9 protein-coding genes are annotated in these 13708 nt (G+C 68.2%); 4 read left to right on the top strand and 5 right to left on the bottom strand.

Annotated features, from left to right (window positions below; genetic code table 11):
* Window positions 1-89 precede the first annotated feature (89 nt).
* Both pdxR and DACI_RS25515 read left to right on the top strand, forming a co-directional pair.
* Complete coding sequence (gene pdxR / locus DACI_RS25520; protein WP_012206847.1) at window positions 90-1598, top strand: MocR-like pyridoxine biosynthesis transcription factor PdxR; 1509 nt, start codon at window positions 90-92, stop codon at window positions 1596-1598.
* Window positions 1599-1639: 41 nt separating this feature from the next.
* Window positions 1640-2146, top strand: a complete 507-nt coding sequence (locus DACI_RS25515; RefSeq protein ID WP_043782603.1) for a GNAT family N-acetyltransferase — start codon at window positions 1640-1642, stop codon at window positions 2144-2146.
* A gap of 85 nt (window positions 2147-2231) precedes the next feature.
* On the opposite strand, the gene DACI_RS25510 is transcribed toward DACI_RS25515, so the two are convergent.
* The 5 genes from DACI_RS25510 to DACI_RS25490 form a co-directional block, all read right to left on the bottom strand.
* Window positions 2232-2711, bottom strand: a complete 480-nt coding sequence (locus DACI_RS25510) for a CYTH domain-containing protein (protein ID WP_012206845.1) — start codon at window positions 2709-2711, stop codon at window positions 2232-2234.
* A gap of 150 nt (window positions 2712-2861) precedes the next feature.
* Window positions 2862-5288, bottom strand: a complete 2427-nt coding sequence (rpoD, locus tag DACI_RS25505; protein ID WP_012206844.1) for an RNA polymerase sigma factor RpoD — start codon at window positions 5286-5288, stop codon at window positions 2862-2864.
* Window positions 5289-5551: 263 nt separating this feature from the next.
* Window positions 5552-7585 (bottom strand): DNA primase, encoded by a 2034-nt coding sequence (dnaG, locus tag DACI_RS25500; protein WP_012206843.1) that lies wholly within the window; start codon window positions 7583-7585, stop codon window positions 5552-5554.
* A 41-nt stretch (window positions 7586-7626) separates the two neighbouring features.
* Window positions 7627-9849, bottom strand: a complete 2223-nt coding sequence (locus tag DACI_RS25495; protein WP_012206842.1) for a sensor histidine kinase — start codon at window positions 9847-9849, stop codon at window positions 7627-7629.
* Complete coding sequence (locus DACI_RS25490; protein WP_012206841.1) at window positions 9846-10571, bottom strand: response regulator transcription factor; 726 nt, start codon at window positions 10569-10571, stop codon at window positions 9846-9848. The genes DACI_RS25495 and DACI_RS25490 overlap by 4 nt, the downstream gene beginning before the upstream one ends.
* A 267-nt stretch (window positions 10572-10838) precedes the next feature.
* Here DACI_RS25490 and DACI_RS25485 point away from each other — a divergent pair, with 267 nt between their 5' ends.
* Window positions 10839-12176 (top strand): SPFH domain-containing protein, encoded by a 1338-nt coding sequence (locus DACI_RS25485; RefSeq protein ID WP_043782599.1) that lies wholly within the window; start codon window positions 10839-10841, stop codon window positions 12174-12176.
* 3 nt (window positions 12177-12179) lie between these two features.
* Window positions 12180-13652 carry a hypothetical protein gene (locus tag DACI_RS25480; RefSeq protein WP_012206839.1) on the top strand — a complete coding sequence of 491 codons (1473 nt, stop codon included), beginning with the start codon at window positions 12180-12182 and terminating at the stop codon, window positions 13650-13652.
* The last annotated feature ends 56 nt before the right edge of the window (window positions 13653-13708 follow it).

The following is a 13708-nucleotide window of genomic DNA, read 5'->3' as shown; positions in this document are numbered from 1 at the left end:
TTGGTTCCATGACTGGAGCCATCTTTTGAAAAGATGGTGGTGCCAATTGAGCGCGCCTCCACCTCTCTCCTCACTCCACCAAGGCAGGCATGGCAAAACCCTCCGTGTGCGCGGATCTCATCCTCCAGATGGACTGGCGCGGGCTGGGCGGCGACCGCACCCATCTCAACCGGGGCCTGTACCTGGCCATCCGCCAGGCCATAGACAGCGGAGCCCTGTTGCCGCGCAGCCGTCTGCCTGCCTCGCGTGACCTGGCGCGCGAGCTGGGCGTGTCGCGCAACACCGTCAACCACGCCTACGAGCAGCTGCAGGTGGAGGGCTATGTGCGCAGCCAGGTGGGGCGGGGCACGCATGTGGTGGACACCCTGCCTGCGGCCTTGCTGCTGAGCGGCGGGCGTGCGCCCGCACGCCGCGCCACCGCCGCGGCGCCCGCACCGGGCGGCGGCCTGTCTGCACAGGCGCAGGCCCTGCTGAGAACGGCCCAGGCCTCCGAGCAGCAATGGGGCGCCTTCATGCCCGGCGTGCCCGACGTGACCGAATTCCCGCGCGCCACCTATGCGCGCATCCACAACCGCCTGCTGCGCCACGCCGGACCGCAACTGCTGACCTACGGCACGCGCGGCGGCGTGGACGCGCTCAAGCAGGCCCTGGCCGAGCACCTGCGCGTGGCGCGCTCGGTGGACTGCGGGCCGGGCCAGGTGCTGATCACCGAAGGCGTGCACCAGGCCATCGACCTGGTGGTGCGCAGCCTTGCCGATCCCGGCGACTGCGTGTGGATGGAGGAGCCCGGCTACTGGGGCATTGCCAATGTGCTGCGCATGCAGCATGGGCTGCACCTGCACGGCGTGCCCGTGGACGAGGAGGGCATGCAACTGCCCGAAGGCCTGCCCGTGCCCCGGCTGATCTTCGTCACGCCCTCGCACCAATATCCCTTGGGCGCCGTCATGAGCATGGCCCGGCGCCGTGCACTGATTGCCTATGCGCGCCGCGTGGGCGCCTGGATCGTGGAGGACGACTACGACAGCGAATTCCGCTTCTTCGGCAGTCCCGTGCCCAGCATGCAGGGCATGGAGGAAGGTGCGCCCGTGATCTACATAGGCACCTTCAGCAAAACCCTCTATCCGGGGCTGCGCATGGGCTACATGGTGCTGCCACCGGCGCTGGCCGAGCCCCTGCGGCGCATCCATTCCGAGCTGTACCGCGAGGGGCACCAACTGCCCCAGCAGGTGATTGCCGAGTTGATCACCGAAGGCCACTACGCCGCCCACATCCGCAAGATGCGCCTGCTCTACGGCAAGCGCCGCCGCATGCTGCTGTCCCTGATCGAGCGCTACCTGGGCGCCGACCACCTGCCCTGGGTGGAAAGCAGCGCAGGCCTGCATTTCGTGATGCAGCTGCCGGGCCAGGACGACGATGTGGCGCTTGCCGAGGATCTCCGGCAGGCCGGCATCTTCGTCAAGCCGCTGTCGCGCTATTACGCAGGCCCGCACAAGCGGCGCGGCCTGCTGCTGGGGTACGCCTGCGTCTGCGAGGAGGAGATTGGTGCCGCCTTCTTCCGCATGCTGGCGGTGCTCGCAGCCCGGCATGGCCGGGGCTGAGGTTCTCTTTCCCAACCCCTTTGTCCGACGCAGAAAGCTCCATGATCTCCATCCGCCCCGTTGATCCCCATGAATGGCCGCAGTACCGCGATATCCGCCTGCGTGCCTTGCGCGATGCCCCCGACGCCTTCGGCAGCACCTGGGCGGTAGAGGCTGCAAGGGCTGACCCGGACTGGGCTGCACGGCTGCAGGCCGCTGCTGCCGGGGGCAGGGACAGGGTGCTCTTCGCCGTCAACGGCGAACAGGCCTGCGGCCTGGTCTGGTGCAAGCTGTGTGCCCCCGAGCCCGGCGTGGCCGATCTTTTCCAGATGTGGGTCGATCCCGCCGTGCGTGGCCGGGGGGCGGGCCAGGCCCTGCTTGCGCAGGCCATCGCCTGGGCCTGGCACAAGGGCATGCAGCGTGTGCGGCTGGGTGTGACCGATGCCGACTCTCCCGCCATGCGCCTGTACCTGGCGCACGGCTTCCGGCCTGTGGGCGGGCTGCAGCCGCTGCGCGAGGGCTGCGAACTGCGGGTGCAGACGATGGCCCTGGACCGGGCCCGCGGCTGAACCGCTGCACAGCGCAGGCAGTTCCTACAGTCAGTCCCGGCCGTCAGTCCCTATAGCCCCGGGGCGTCCACAGGGCCGTCCTGCGTCAACCCGGCAGCACGGCCGGTGAAGGCAACTGCCGGGTCTTGGCCAGTTGCGAATTGCTGTAGCGCAGGTCGGTGGTGACCTCCGCGCCCAGCCAGGCGGGCGATGGCGGCTGGATATCCTCGCTCGCCAGTTCGATCTCGGCCGTGACCAGGCCGGCCAGGGGGCCTTCGAACACATCGACCTCGAAGTCGAAGCCGTCCACCGGCACGATGTAGCGCACCTTGTCGATGGCGCCATGCGCGCAGTGCTGGGCCAGCAGCGTCTCGGCATCGGCCAGCGGGATCCGGTATTCGAATTCGGCCCGGCTCATGCCGCGTGCCGGGCCCTTGAGCGTGAGAAATCCGGTGTCTCCGGCGATGCGCACCCGCACCCACATGCCGTTGTCGGCGATGTATCCCTGCGCCATGCGCACGCCGGTCAGGCCTGCCACGATGCCAGGGTCGGCCACCAGGTATTTGCGTTCGATTTCGAGAGCCATGCTGTTGCCCGTGCAGACAAAGGCGGCAGTCTATCGCGCCACCGTTGCCCTGCCCGGCAGATGGCCCGCCACAAACAAAAAGCCCCGCAGGGGAGTGCGGGGCTTTCCAGGGGGCGGTTGCCGGCCCGGGGGGGCGGCATCCACAGCGCCTTACAGCGAGTCGATGAAGCTGCGCAGCTTGTCCGAGCGGCTCGGGTGCTTGAGCTTGCGCAGGGCCTTGGCCTCGATCTGGCGGATGCGTTCGCGCGTGACGTCGAACTGCTTGCCCACTTCTTCCAGCGTGTGGTCGGTGGACATTTCGATGCCGAAGCGCATGCGCAGCACCTTGGCTTCGCGCGGGGTGAGGCCGTCGAGGATGTCCTTGACCACGTCGCGCAGGCCGGCCTGCATGGCGGCGTCCACGGGAGCGGTGTTGTTGGTGTCCTCGATGAAGTCGCCCAGGTGCGAATCGTCGTCGTCGCCGATCGGCGTTTCCATGGAGATCGGCTCCTTGGCGATCTTCATGATCTTGCGGATCTTGTCCTCGGGGATCTCCATCTTGGCCGCCAGGATGGACGCATCGGGCTCGAAGCCGAACTCCTGCAGATGCTGGCGCGAGATGCGGTTCATCTTGTTGATGGTCTCGATCATGTGCACCGGGATGCGGATGGTGCGCGCCTGGTCGGCGATCGAGCGCGTGATGGCTTGGCGGATCCACCACGTGGCATAGGTCGAGAACTTGTAGCCGCGACGGTATTCGAACTTGTCCACCGCCTTCATCAGGCCGATGTTGCCTTCCTGGATCAGGTCCAGGAACTGCAGGCCGCGGTTCGTGTACTTTTTGGCGATGGAGATCACCAGGCGCAGGTTGGCCTCGATCATCTCCTTCTTGGCGTCACGGCTGGCGCGCTCGCCATCGTTCATGCGCTTGTTGATGCGCTTGAGCTCGTCCAGCGGCACGACCACGCGCGATTGCAGGTCGATCAGGTTCTGCTGCAGCTCCTGCACGGGCGGGATGTTGCGCTCGAGCACGTTGCTCCAGGGCTTGCCGGCCGCGACCTGCTGCACCACCCACTGCAGGTTCAGCAGGTTGGGCGGGAACTGGGCGATGAAGGTCTCCTGCGGCATGCCGCACTTGTCCACGATGATCTTGCGCAGCTCGCGTTCCTTCTTGCGCACGTCATCCACCTGGGCGCGCACGAGGTCGCACAGCTTCTCGATGGTCTTGGCCGTGAAGCGGATGGTCATCAGCTCTTCGGTCAGGGCCTTCTGCACCTTGATGTACGTGGGCGTGCCGTAGCCTTCCTTGTCGTACACCTTGTGCATCTTGTCGAAGTTCTCGCGCATGGCGTCGAAGCGGCGCAGCGCCTCGTTCTTGAGCTCTTCGAGCTTCTTGGTCAGCGCCTTGGAGCCGCCCTTGCCGTCGTCGTCGTCCTCTTCGTCGTATTCGTCGAAGTCTTCTTCGGCCACGTAGTCGTCGTTCTCATTGGCGTTGACGAAGCCGTCGACGATGGTGGAGATGACGACCTTGCCTTCGCGGATTTCCTCGGACATGGCCAGGATCTCGGCGATGGTGGCAGGCGAGGCCGAGATGGCCTCCATCATGTCCATCAGGCCGCCTTCGATGCGCTTGGCGATTTCGATTTCGCCTTCGCGCGTCAGCAGCTCGACCGTGCCCATTTCGCGCATGTACATGCGCACGGGGTCGGTGGTGCGGCCGAATTCGGAGTCCACCGTGGACAGGGCGGCTTCGGCCTCTTCCTCGGCTTCCTCTTCGGTAGTGGCGGACTGGCCCGTGTTGTTCAGCAGCAGGGTTTCCGCATCGGGCGTCTGCTCGTAGACGGCCACGCCCATGTCGTTGAGCATGGAGATCACGACTTCCAGCGTCTCGGCATCGACCAGCTTGTCGGGCAGGTGGTCGTTGATTTCGCTGTGCGTCAGGTAGCCGCGCGTCTTGCCCAGCTTGATCAGCGCCTTCAGGCGCTGGCGGCGGGTGGACATTTCCTCTTCGGTCAGGACGGTTTCGTCCAGGCCGAATTCCTTCATCAAGGCGCGTTCCTTGGCCTTGCTGATCTTCATGCGCAGGGGCTTGACCTTTTCGGCCGGGGCCGAAGTGGTCTCGACCTCGACTTCCACTTCGGTCTCGACCTCGGACTCGCCTTCACCTTCGCCATCGATGTCGCCATCGATATCGGACAGGTCGGCATCATCGATGTCGTCGCCGCCTTCCTTGGCCTTGGGCTTGCGGCCGCGCTTGGCGGGGGTCTTGGCAGCGGCGGTGGAGCTGGCGGCTGCCTTGGCCGGCGCCTTCTTGGCAGCGGCAGGCTTCTTTTCGGTCTGGGCGGGGGCGTCGTCGCCTTCGGCTGCCTTCTTGCGGCCGCGCTTGGGGGTCGCGGCGGCGAGCAGCTCGTCGGCCATGGCTTTGAGTTCGGCTTGGGACTTGGTTACCACGTCGGTATCTTTCTTTGCTTTGGCCGCAGATGCGGCGCTCTTCGGTCCTGCAGCGGCCTTGGCCGGGGCTGAAGAGGTTGTCGAAGTCTTGGGCTTCGCTGGAGCTTCGGGGGCCTGCTTGGACTTCACGGACTTTGAAACGGGCATGAACACCTCACGGTCAGGAGCGAACACACACAAAGGGAAACTCAAACAAGCGCCGCCTAGGCGCACGCGCGGACGGACTAGGTCCGCCAGGGAAGCGAAAAACGTTCCAGGCAAGATGTCTGGGCGAACATTTGGTGTGCAGTCCTTGCGGGAAATTGGGCCGTGCAGTTGCTGCAATCACGTGAGTTCTTCACGGGGCCCGGTCCGGAGGTGCTGCTGTCGCTCTTGCCGATAGCCCCTAATTATATCTGCTTACCTCGATTTCAAGAGGAAGTGCGCATCTGGTTTTCCAGGGCCTGCTGTCGGGCAAAGAGATCGCGATAGCGCTGGGCGGCGCTGGGGTCCCGCGCCATGTCGCGCAAGGCTTCGTCGATCTGGGCCTTGATGTGGACGATGACCATGCGATTGAGGACATCACGCAACTCACGGCGCAGCTCGGGCAGTTCGCCCTCGGGATGCGCATGGGGGCCGCTCATGAGCCTGTCTGCCAGCGTTTCGTGAGGCAGGCCGCGCAGTTGCTCGCGCAGCACGGCAAAGGGCCGGGCCCCGGATTCCTGGAACTGTGCCTCCATCCAGCGGAACATGGCGCCATGTTCGCCTGAGCAGTGCGCCAGTGCCTCGAAGTCCTCATGGGTGAGTTCTTCCATGAATTCCATGTGCGCCATGAGCAGGCGTGCCGCCTGGTCGGTGCGTGTGGCTGGCGCGCCACGCGGGCCCATGGGGGGCGGGTTGAAATCGGCCCGGCCATTCTTGTCCCAGGGCTTGCGCGGCCAGGGCTTTTTGCCGCCGCGCCCGGGCTCGCCGCTGCGCCAGCCGCCCGCGCCGCCGCCATGGCCGCCACGCTCGTGCCAGCCCGAAGGCGCGCCGTATTCGACAGGCTGGCCCCAGTCGGGCGCGGCCGGTGCATGGCTGGCCTGGCCTGGATGGGGGGCGCCGCCGGCCATGGAGCCCCGTGCCGGGCCGCTGCGGGCGGCTTCCTGCGACCACAGGTCCGAGAGATCGCGCGCATCCAGCTGCACGAGTTCGGCGATCTCGCCCAGCAGCTGGCGCTTGAGGGCGCCGTCGGGCAGGGCCGTCCACAGCGGGCGGGCATTGCTGGCCATGTGGGCGCGGCCTTCGGCCTGGCCCAGGTCGCAGCCTTCGCTGGCCGCCTCGATGAGAAAGCGGCTCAGCGGCAGCGCGTCGCCCACGTAGCGGGCAAAGGCTTCGCTGCCGTACTCGCGGATGAAGCTGTCCGGGTCGTGCTCGGCGGGCAGGAAGAGGAATTTGACGCTGCGCGTGTCGCTGGCATAGGGCAGGGCGGCATCAAGCGCCTTGCGCGCGGCGCGCCGTCCCGCCGCATCGCCGTCGAAGCTGAAGACGACGGCTTCGGTAAATCGAAACAGTTTGTGAATATGGTCGGGCGTGCAGGCGGTGCCCAGCGTGGCGACGGCGTTGGCAAAGCCCAGCTGGGCCAGGGCCACCACGTCCATATAGCCTTCGGTGACCAGCGCATAGCCCATGTCGCGCAGGGCGGTGCGGGCCTCGAAGAGGCCGTAGAGCTCGCGCCCCTTGTGAAAGACCGGGGTTTCGGGCGAATTCAGGTATTTGGGCTTCTCGTCGCCGAAGACGCGGCCGCCGAAGCCGATGCACTCGCCCTTGACGTTGCGGATGGGAAACATCAGCCGGTCGCGGAAGCGGTCGTAGCGCTTGTCGTCGCCCTCGCCAACGATGACCAAGCCCGATTCTTCGAGCTGCGGATCGTCGTACTGCGGGAACACGCTGGCCAGCGACCGCCAGCCCGCAGGCGCGTAGCCCAGGCCGAAGCGCTTGGCGGTCTCGCCCGAGACGCCGCGGCGCTTGAGGTAGTCGATGGCCTGGGGCGATGCCTTGAGGTGCTTGCGGTAGGCGTCGCCTGCCTTCTCCAGCACGTCGGTGAGGGTGGCCTGTTTCTGCTTTTGCGCGGCCTGGCGCTCGCGCTCGGCGGGGCTGATGTCGTCCTGCGGCACCTGCAGGCCGACCTGGCTGGCAAGATCCTGCACGGCTTCGACGAAGCCCATGCCGGCATGGTCCATCAGAAAGCCGATGGCGTTGCCATTCTTGCCGCAGCCAAAGCAGTGATAGAACTGCTTGCTGGGACTGACGGTGAAGGACGGCGACTTCTCGCTGTGGAACGGGCACAGGCCCATGAAGTTGGCGCCGCCCTTCCTGAGCTGCACGTAGCGTCCCACGATATCGACCACGTCGACGCGCGAGAGCAATTCCTGGATGAACGATTGGGGAATGGACACCCGCGTATTGTGCCTTCGCGGGGCCATCCGGCCGTGCCCCGGGGGCACTGGCCGGCGGTGCCCGGCCCTCAGCCCAGGCGCTGGAAGGTCAGCGTGAAGGCCACGCCATCGCGCGTGTTGTGCGCCTTGATCGTGCCGCCCATCTTGGCCATGTAGGTCCTGGCCACGAACAGGCCCTGGCCCCGGTGCTCGGCGCCGCCGGCGGCCGCCGGCTCCTGGGGGGCGGACACGCCCAGCTCGAAGATGCGCTCCAGCAGGTCCTCCGCAATGGTGGCGCCCTGGTTGTGCAGCGTGGCGCTGGCGGCGGACTCCGAGGCCGACAGCGACAGCGTGATGGCCGTGCCCGCGGGCCGGTAGCTGTCGGCATTGCGCAGGATGTGGGTGACCACGTCTTCCAGCGCAAACTCGTCGGCGCGCACGATCACGGCGCCCGTGACGTCCCTGTTCCCGCCCCCTTCCCCGCTCCCGCCTTCGTAGACCACGTTGGCAATGCCCGCGAAGTGCGCGTTGGCGGCCACGTGGGACAGAAAGGCGTCCAGGTCCAGCCGGCCTTCGGGCACGTTGGCGGCCTGCAGCGCCTCGGCCGGCGATGCCGTGCCGTAGAGCACATGCACGGCCTGCTGCATGCGCTGCACGTAGCGGTGGCCGGGGTCGTCGGGCCCATAAAGCACCATCAGCGATTGCAGGGGCGACATGATCTCGTGGCCCACGGCATGCCACATGTCGCGTTCCTGCTGGGCGCGCAGTTGCTCGCGCTGCAGGTCGTCCTTCACGCGCTGCAGCAGGTCGGCCAGTCCGCCAGCCAGAATGCCCAACTCGTCGGAACCACGTAGGTCCGATACTTCGAGGTCGCCCAGGCGCGGGCCGACATGGCCGTCCTGCACGTTGTAGGACACGGCGGCGGCGCGCCGGGTGAGGGCGGTCACGCGGCGGATCAGCCCCAGCTCGACGATCAGCCAGGCCAGCGCAATGGCGGCCAGCATGGCGCCCAGGTACCAGGACAGGCGCGTGGCCACGGCGGCCAGGCCCTGCTCCACATCGCGCGGGTGGCCGGTGAAGCTGACGGTGTAGTTGCCCGTGGGCGTGTCCAGAATGTCCTGGCCCGTGGGCACGGCCGGGGTCATGGTGGCGGCGGAGACGCCGGCCGCATCCAGCGGCAGCCAGCTGATCAGGCGCAGCAGCCAGGGCGCCGACGGCGCGGCCTGCACATCCACGCCCTTGAGGGTGATGGCGCTGGCTTCGTCGGCGCCCACCTTGCGGATCTGCACGCGCTCGCCCGGCAGCAGGCTGCGCGAGATGTCGTTGAGCGAGGCCGCAAGCTGCGCTCCCGGCGCATTGCTGTCGAACAGCGGCGGCTCCGTGTCCCCGGGGGCCAGCATTTCCACGCGCACACGCATGCTGCCCAGGTCTTCGGGCGGCCAGACGGGGCGCACGTCCCGGCGGAACAGGGCTTCGCGGAACAGCTCGACCGGCAGGCGGATGGAGTAGTGCGTGCGGCGCAGGCAGTCGGCTGCAGGGGGTGTCTTGTCATTGCCCGCATTGCCCTGCACGCCAGGCGGCAGGTCGCGGCAATGGCCGTTCTGCCAGAGCCAGCCACGGAAATCGCGCACGGGCCGCGCGCGGGCGTCAAGCTGGGGCGTGCCGTTGTCCACAAAGCCGGTGAGCCGGCCGTGCTCGCCGTTGCCGGACTTGTTGCCCTGTTGCGGCATGGCCTCATAGGGCGCGATCCAGCGGTAGGTGCTGCCGCGCATGTCCAGCGTGATGCGGGCGCGGTGCGCCTGGGCGGGCTCGCGCGAGCCGCGCTCGCGCGGTGTCAGCTCGCCTGCGAAGAAGCTGCCCACCAGATAGATGAATCCGCCTGCGTAGGGATTGTTGCCGATGGCTGCGCACAGCGAGGCGCCATCGGGATACTGCACCGAGCAGCCGGCCATCTCCACGGCCTGCTGGGACTTTTGCGGATCGTCGAAGTCGATGGCCGCGTAGGGCAGCAGCAGCGGCGCCAGCGGCGTCACGCCCTGGCCCAGGTGGCCGGCGTTGAGCAGGGCCAGCCGGCCCGAAGGATGGCGCAGCCGCGCCATGACCTCGGCCTGGCTGCGCACAAAGCCGTGCTGGTAGGCCTGCCAGGCGCGTTCCTTCTCGTCCTTGAGAACCACCACGCTCAAGGACACCGTGGCCACGGCCAGCAGCACGAACACGCCGCGCAGCAGGATGCGCTGGCGGAATGCGGCCAGGCCCAGGCGCGGCACTTCCAGCCGGGGCAGCTCCAGCCTGGGGTTGAGCAGGCGCTTCATGTGCGGACGGCGGCGCCGGCCTGGCCCACCCAGCGAAAGCCGCGCATGGGCACGTTCTCTATGCCTTCGAAGCCCGGGTCCACCTCGCGCAGGGCCTCGCGGATGGTGCTCACGTGCTTGCGCACGTTGTCGCGGTTGCGGCCGCTTTTGACCACCTCGAACAGCTCGTCGTAGGACACCACTTCGCCGCTGCGCTGGTGCAGCGTGGCCAGGATGCGCTGGGCCGTCAGCGGCAGGTTGATGCGCTCGCCGCGCCAGGTGGGCGTGCGCTGCCACAGCGGGTCCAGCACCAGGGCGTCGCCTGCAGGCGCTGCGGCGGCCTGCGCGGCCACGGGCGCCGCGCGCTGCGTGGTGCGCAGGATGTCGAGGAAAGTCTCGATGAAGTCCGCCTCCTCGAAGGTGGTCTTTTGCAGGTAGTCCCAGGCGTCCAGCGCTTTCATGATGCTGCGGTAGATGGCGGCCGGCATGGCCGACACCACCAGCACCGGCGTGCCCTGGCCCAGCTTGTTGATGGCGTTGATCAGGGCCACGCCCGCATGGCGCTCGCGGCCCAGCTCGATGTCCAGCACCACGGCGTCGTAGTGCTCGCGCGCCAGGGCGGCCTCGGCCTCGTCGCGCGTGAACCACTGGTCGATCACGATGCCGCTGCGCGCACTGCGTATCCATCCCGCCAACTGGTTGCTGGTGGGCAGGTCGTCTTCGATCACGGCGATACGGGTCATGGGGCTGTGCAGTGGTGGGGTCGGGGAGGCCGCCGTGGCGGTGTTCGCGGGATTATCTCGGCCCTGCGCCGGCCCGGGTGTGAGTTTTTCTTCCGGGGTCGGAGCATTTGCGCTGGCGCCGTGAACGCATTGGGCCGTGCGCCGCGTTGTTGCTTCCGGGGTGGATCCGAACAATCGGTCCTCAATGAGCCACCCCTGTTTCCGGTGCCTCAGAAACAGCCAACAACAGCCAACAACAGCCATCACAGCCGAGAGAGAGAGAACACCATGAAAGCCACCTGGAACCGCATCATGCAGGCCCTGACGGGCCGCAAGTCCGCCCGCCTGGACGGAGCCGGCCCTGCCGATTCCTCCGAGCCTGCAGCCGACGCCGGCACGCTGCCGGGCAACGCGCCCCGCCGCCAGCCCGTGGACTGGGCAGTCCTGCTGCCCACGGCACGTACCGTGCGCTGGCTGGCCATCGGCGCCGTGGTGGTGGCGGCCGGCCTGGTGGTGGTGCGCAACCCGCCCGTGCAGCACCTGGAGCAGGGCACGCTGGGCGTGCGCCTGAACCAGTTCACGGGCTCCGTCAGCCTGTGGCGCGATGGCAGCGTGTGGGTGGTTCCGGGCCTGCACACGGTGCGCGTGTTCTCCCTGCGCGACCAGAGCTACCGTCCGGAGGCCATGCGCCAGGCCAATGGCAGCGCACCCCTGCAGTCGGTCGAAGGCCTGTCCCTGGGTCTGGACCTGAACGTGCGCTATGCGCTTGATCCCGCATCGCCCGCCGTCAAGGCCGGCAACCTGCCTCTGGACATAGGCGGCGACATCGTGGAGCCCGCCGTGCAGGGCCTGGTCTACAAGGTGTTCGCACGCTACACCGTGCGCGAGATTTTCTCGACCAAGCGCGCCGAGATCGCCCAGATCATGGAAACCGAACTGCGCACGCGCCTGGCGGCCGACGGCGTCACGCTGCGCAGCATCCAGATCGGCAAGGTGGACCTGCCCGCCGAGTACCGCCGCGGCATGGACAGCCTGCTGGCCGAGGAGCTGGCCTCCGAGAAGATGCGCTACACGCTGGAGCTCAAGGACAAGCGCGTCAAGGAAACCGAGCTGGACGCCAATGCCGACAAGGTGCGCCGCGAAGTGGCCGCCGAAGCCGCCGCACGCGAGCAGGTGATTGCGGCGCGTGCCCAGGAAGAGGCCATGAAGCATGTGCTGCCCTTCAAGCAGCGCCAGATCGAGCAGCGCCAGCTGGAGGCCGAGGCCGAGCGCGTGGCCCGCGTGAAAGCCGCCGAGGGCAGCGCCCAGGCCCGCCGCATCGAGGCCAACGGCGAAGCCGATGCACGCCAGAAGCTGGCCGAGGCCGAGGCCTTCCGCATGGACCGCCTGGGCAAGGTCAACGCCGAGCAGATGGCGCGCGAAGGCACCCTGGTCACGCGCTACCCGTTGCTCATCCAGAAGACGCTGGCCGACAAGCTCTCGGACAAGATCCAGGTCATCATCGCGCCCCCGCCGACCAATGGCGACTTCATCGGCGCGGCCCTGCTGGGCGGCAGCCGCAATGCACAGGCCGGCGCAGCCTCCGTGGCCGCCGAAGATGCCAACGCAGCCGTTCAGGAGCAATAAGCCATGCTGACCGTATCGACCTTGGCCGCCGCAGCGCTGGCCACCGGCATGGGCAGCGCCATCGTGGTGCAGGACCAGGCCAGCCTGCGCGCCGCGCCGCGCGATGGCGCCCAGCAGCAGGCCAGCCTGTGGCAGGGCGAGGTGCTGGAGATCAGGGGCGAACGCCTGGACTACCTCCAGGTCTGGGACCACAAGCGCGAGCGCGGCGGCTTCATCCGCGCCGGCGATGTGCGCCGCGTGGCCATGACCGAGGCCGATGCCCCCGCCTTGCTGGCCGTGCTGCGCTTCGTGCAGGACACGCCCGGTGCCGAGGCGCTGGGCATTGGCCTGGCGGCCGCCTACCTGCAGGCCGCGCCCGCCAGGACCCTGGCCGGCGCCGAAGGCGCGCAGGCCTTCGACGCACTGGGCGGCTTTGCCGACCGGCTGGCGCGGCGCGCCTCCGCCGCTGCGCCCGGCAAGGCCTCGGGTGCCACGCTGTCGGCCCACCTGGATGTGGCCAACGGCTACGGCCTGCGCTTTGCGACCTATGAGGTCGAAGGCCGCATGCAGGTCTGCTATGAAGGCGAATTCTTCCGCCGCGTGCTGGCCATGCCAGCTGCCGACGCGCCGCAGCGCGCCCGCGCCGCCCTGGCGTTGACACGGCCCGAATGCGTGGACCCCGATCTGCCGGCCCATGAGCGCGCCCGCATGCATGCCTGGCAGGCCGATGTGCTGGAGCGCGTGGACGTGACCGGCCTGCCGCCCTACCTGCGCGGTCGCGTGCAGATGCGCCGCGCCAGCGTGTGGGCGGCGCTGGCCTTTCAGCAGGCGCGCAAGAGCATGGCCGACCCTGCCGTGGCGGCATCGGCCGCCCGGGCGCTGGCCGAGTTCACGGGCGTCAGCAAGTCCGAGCTGCCCGATGAAGACCAGAGCGCCTACAACGACGCGGCCATGCGGGTGAGCGCCGTGCGCTGGGCGCTGTCGCCTGTTGCTGCTGCGGCTCCTTCTGCCGGAGCCCGCCCGACGCTGCTGACCGAGCCCGGTGCCGCCGGCGAAACCTGCGTGCTGCTGGTGGACGCCCAGCACGGCGCCAAGGCCCCTTTGCTGCGCCGCTGCACCTATGGCGTGGTGTGGGCTGCATCGGCCAGCACCAACCGCGAGGGCACGGCCGTGGCCCTGGCCGTGCAGCCGCTGGAAGGCTGGCGCGAACTGTGGGTGCTGCGCAAGACCGAAGGCGGCTGGCTGGCCGATGTGCTGCCCCCGGCCGCCACCGCCCCGGAGACCGGCGTGGCGGAATGGGCGGGCTGGGTGCCTGGCGGCCAGCTGATGCTGGTGGCGCGCGAGGCCCGTGGCCAGGGCCGGTACCGCAAGAGCTTCGAAGTGGTGCGGCTGGACGGCCTGGCCACCGAGCGCGTGACCGGCGATGTATCGGCTCTGCCGCTGTTCCAGCGCTGGCAGGACCCGGCCTGGAAGCGCCAGTCCCTGAGCCTGCGCTGAAGCAAAAAAAAAGCCTGCACCGGTGGGGTGCAGGCTCGTCTCCAACGATGCCTGGA

It is taken from the genome of Delftia acidovorans SPH-1 (assembly GCF_000018665.1).
In the GTDB taxonomy this organism is placed as follows: Bacteria; Pseudomonadota; Gammaproteobacteria; order Burkholderiales; family Burkholderiaceae_C; genus Comamonas; species Comamonas acidovorans.
The sequence above is the reverse complement of the archived record's forward strand: the minus strand, read 5'-3'. Positions and strand labels throughout refer to the sequence as shown.

Excerpts from the sequence above, each read along its gene's own strand:
- pdxR (WP_012206847.1), top strand. The coding sequence starts at position 90 with ATGGCAAAACCCTCCGTGTGCGCGGATCTCATCCTCCAGATGGACTGG.
- DACI_RS25515 (WP_043782603.1), top strand. The coding sequence starts at position 1,640 with ATGATCTCCATCCGCCCCGTTGATCCCCATGAATGGCCGCAGTACCGC.
- DACI_RS25510 (WP_012206845.1), bottom strand. The coding sequence starts at position 2,711 with ATGGCTCTCGAAATCGAACGCAAATACCTGGTGGCCGACCCTGGCATC.
- rpoD (WP_012206844.1), bottom strand. The coding sequence starts at position 5,288 with ATGCCCGTTTCAAAGTCCGTGAAGTCCAAGCAGGCCCCCGAAGCTCCA.
- dnaG (WP_012206843.1), bottom strand. The coding sequence starts at position 7,585 with ATGGCCCCGCGAAGGCACAATACGCGGGTGTCCATTCCCCAATCGTTC.
- DACI_RS25495 (WP_012206842.1), bottom strand. The coding sequence starts at position 9,849 with ATGAAGCGCCTGCTCAACCCCAGGCTGGAGCTGCCCCGGCTGGAAGTG.
- DACI_RS25490 (WP_012206841.1), bottom strand. The coding sequence starts at position 10,571 with ATGACCCGTATCGCCGTGATCGAAGACGACCTGCCCACCAGCAACCAG.
- DACI_RS25485 (WP_043782599.1), top strand. The coding sequence starts at position 10,839 with ATGAAAGCCACCTGGAACCGCATCATGCAGGCCCTGACGGGCCGCAAG.
- DACI_RS25480 (WP_012206839.1), top strand. The coding sequence starts at position 12,180 with ATGCTGACCGTATCGACCTTGGCCGCCGCAGCGCTGGCCACCGGCATG.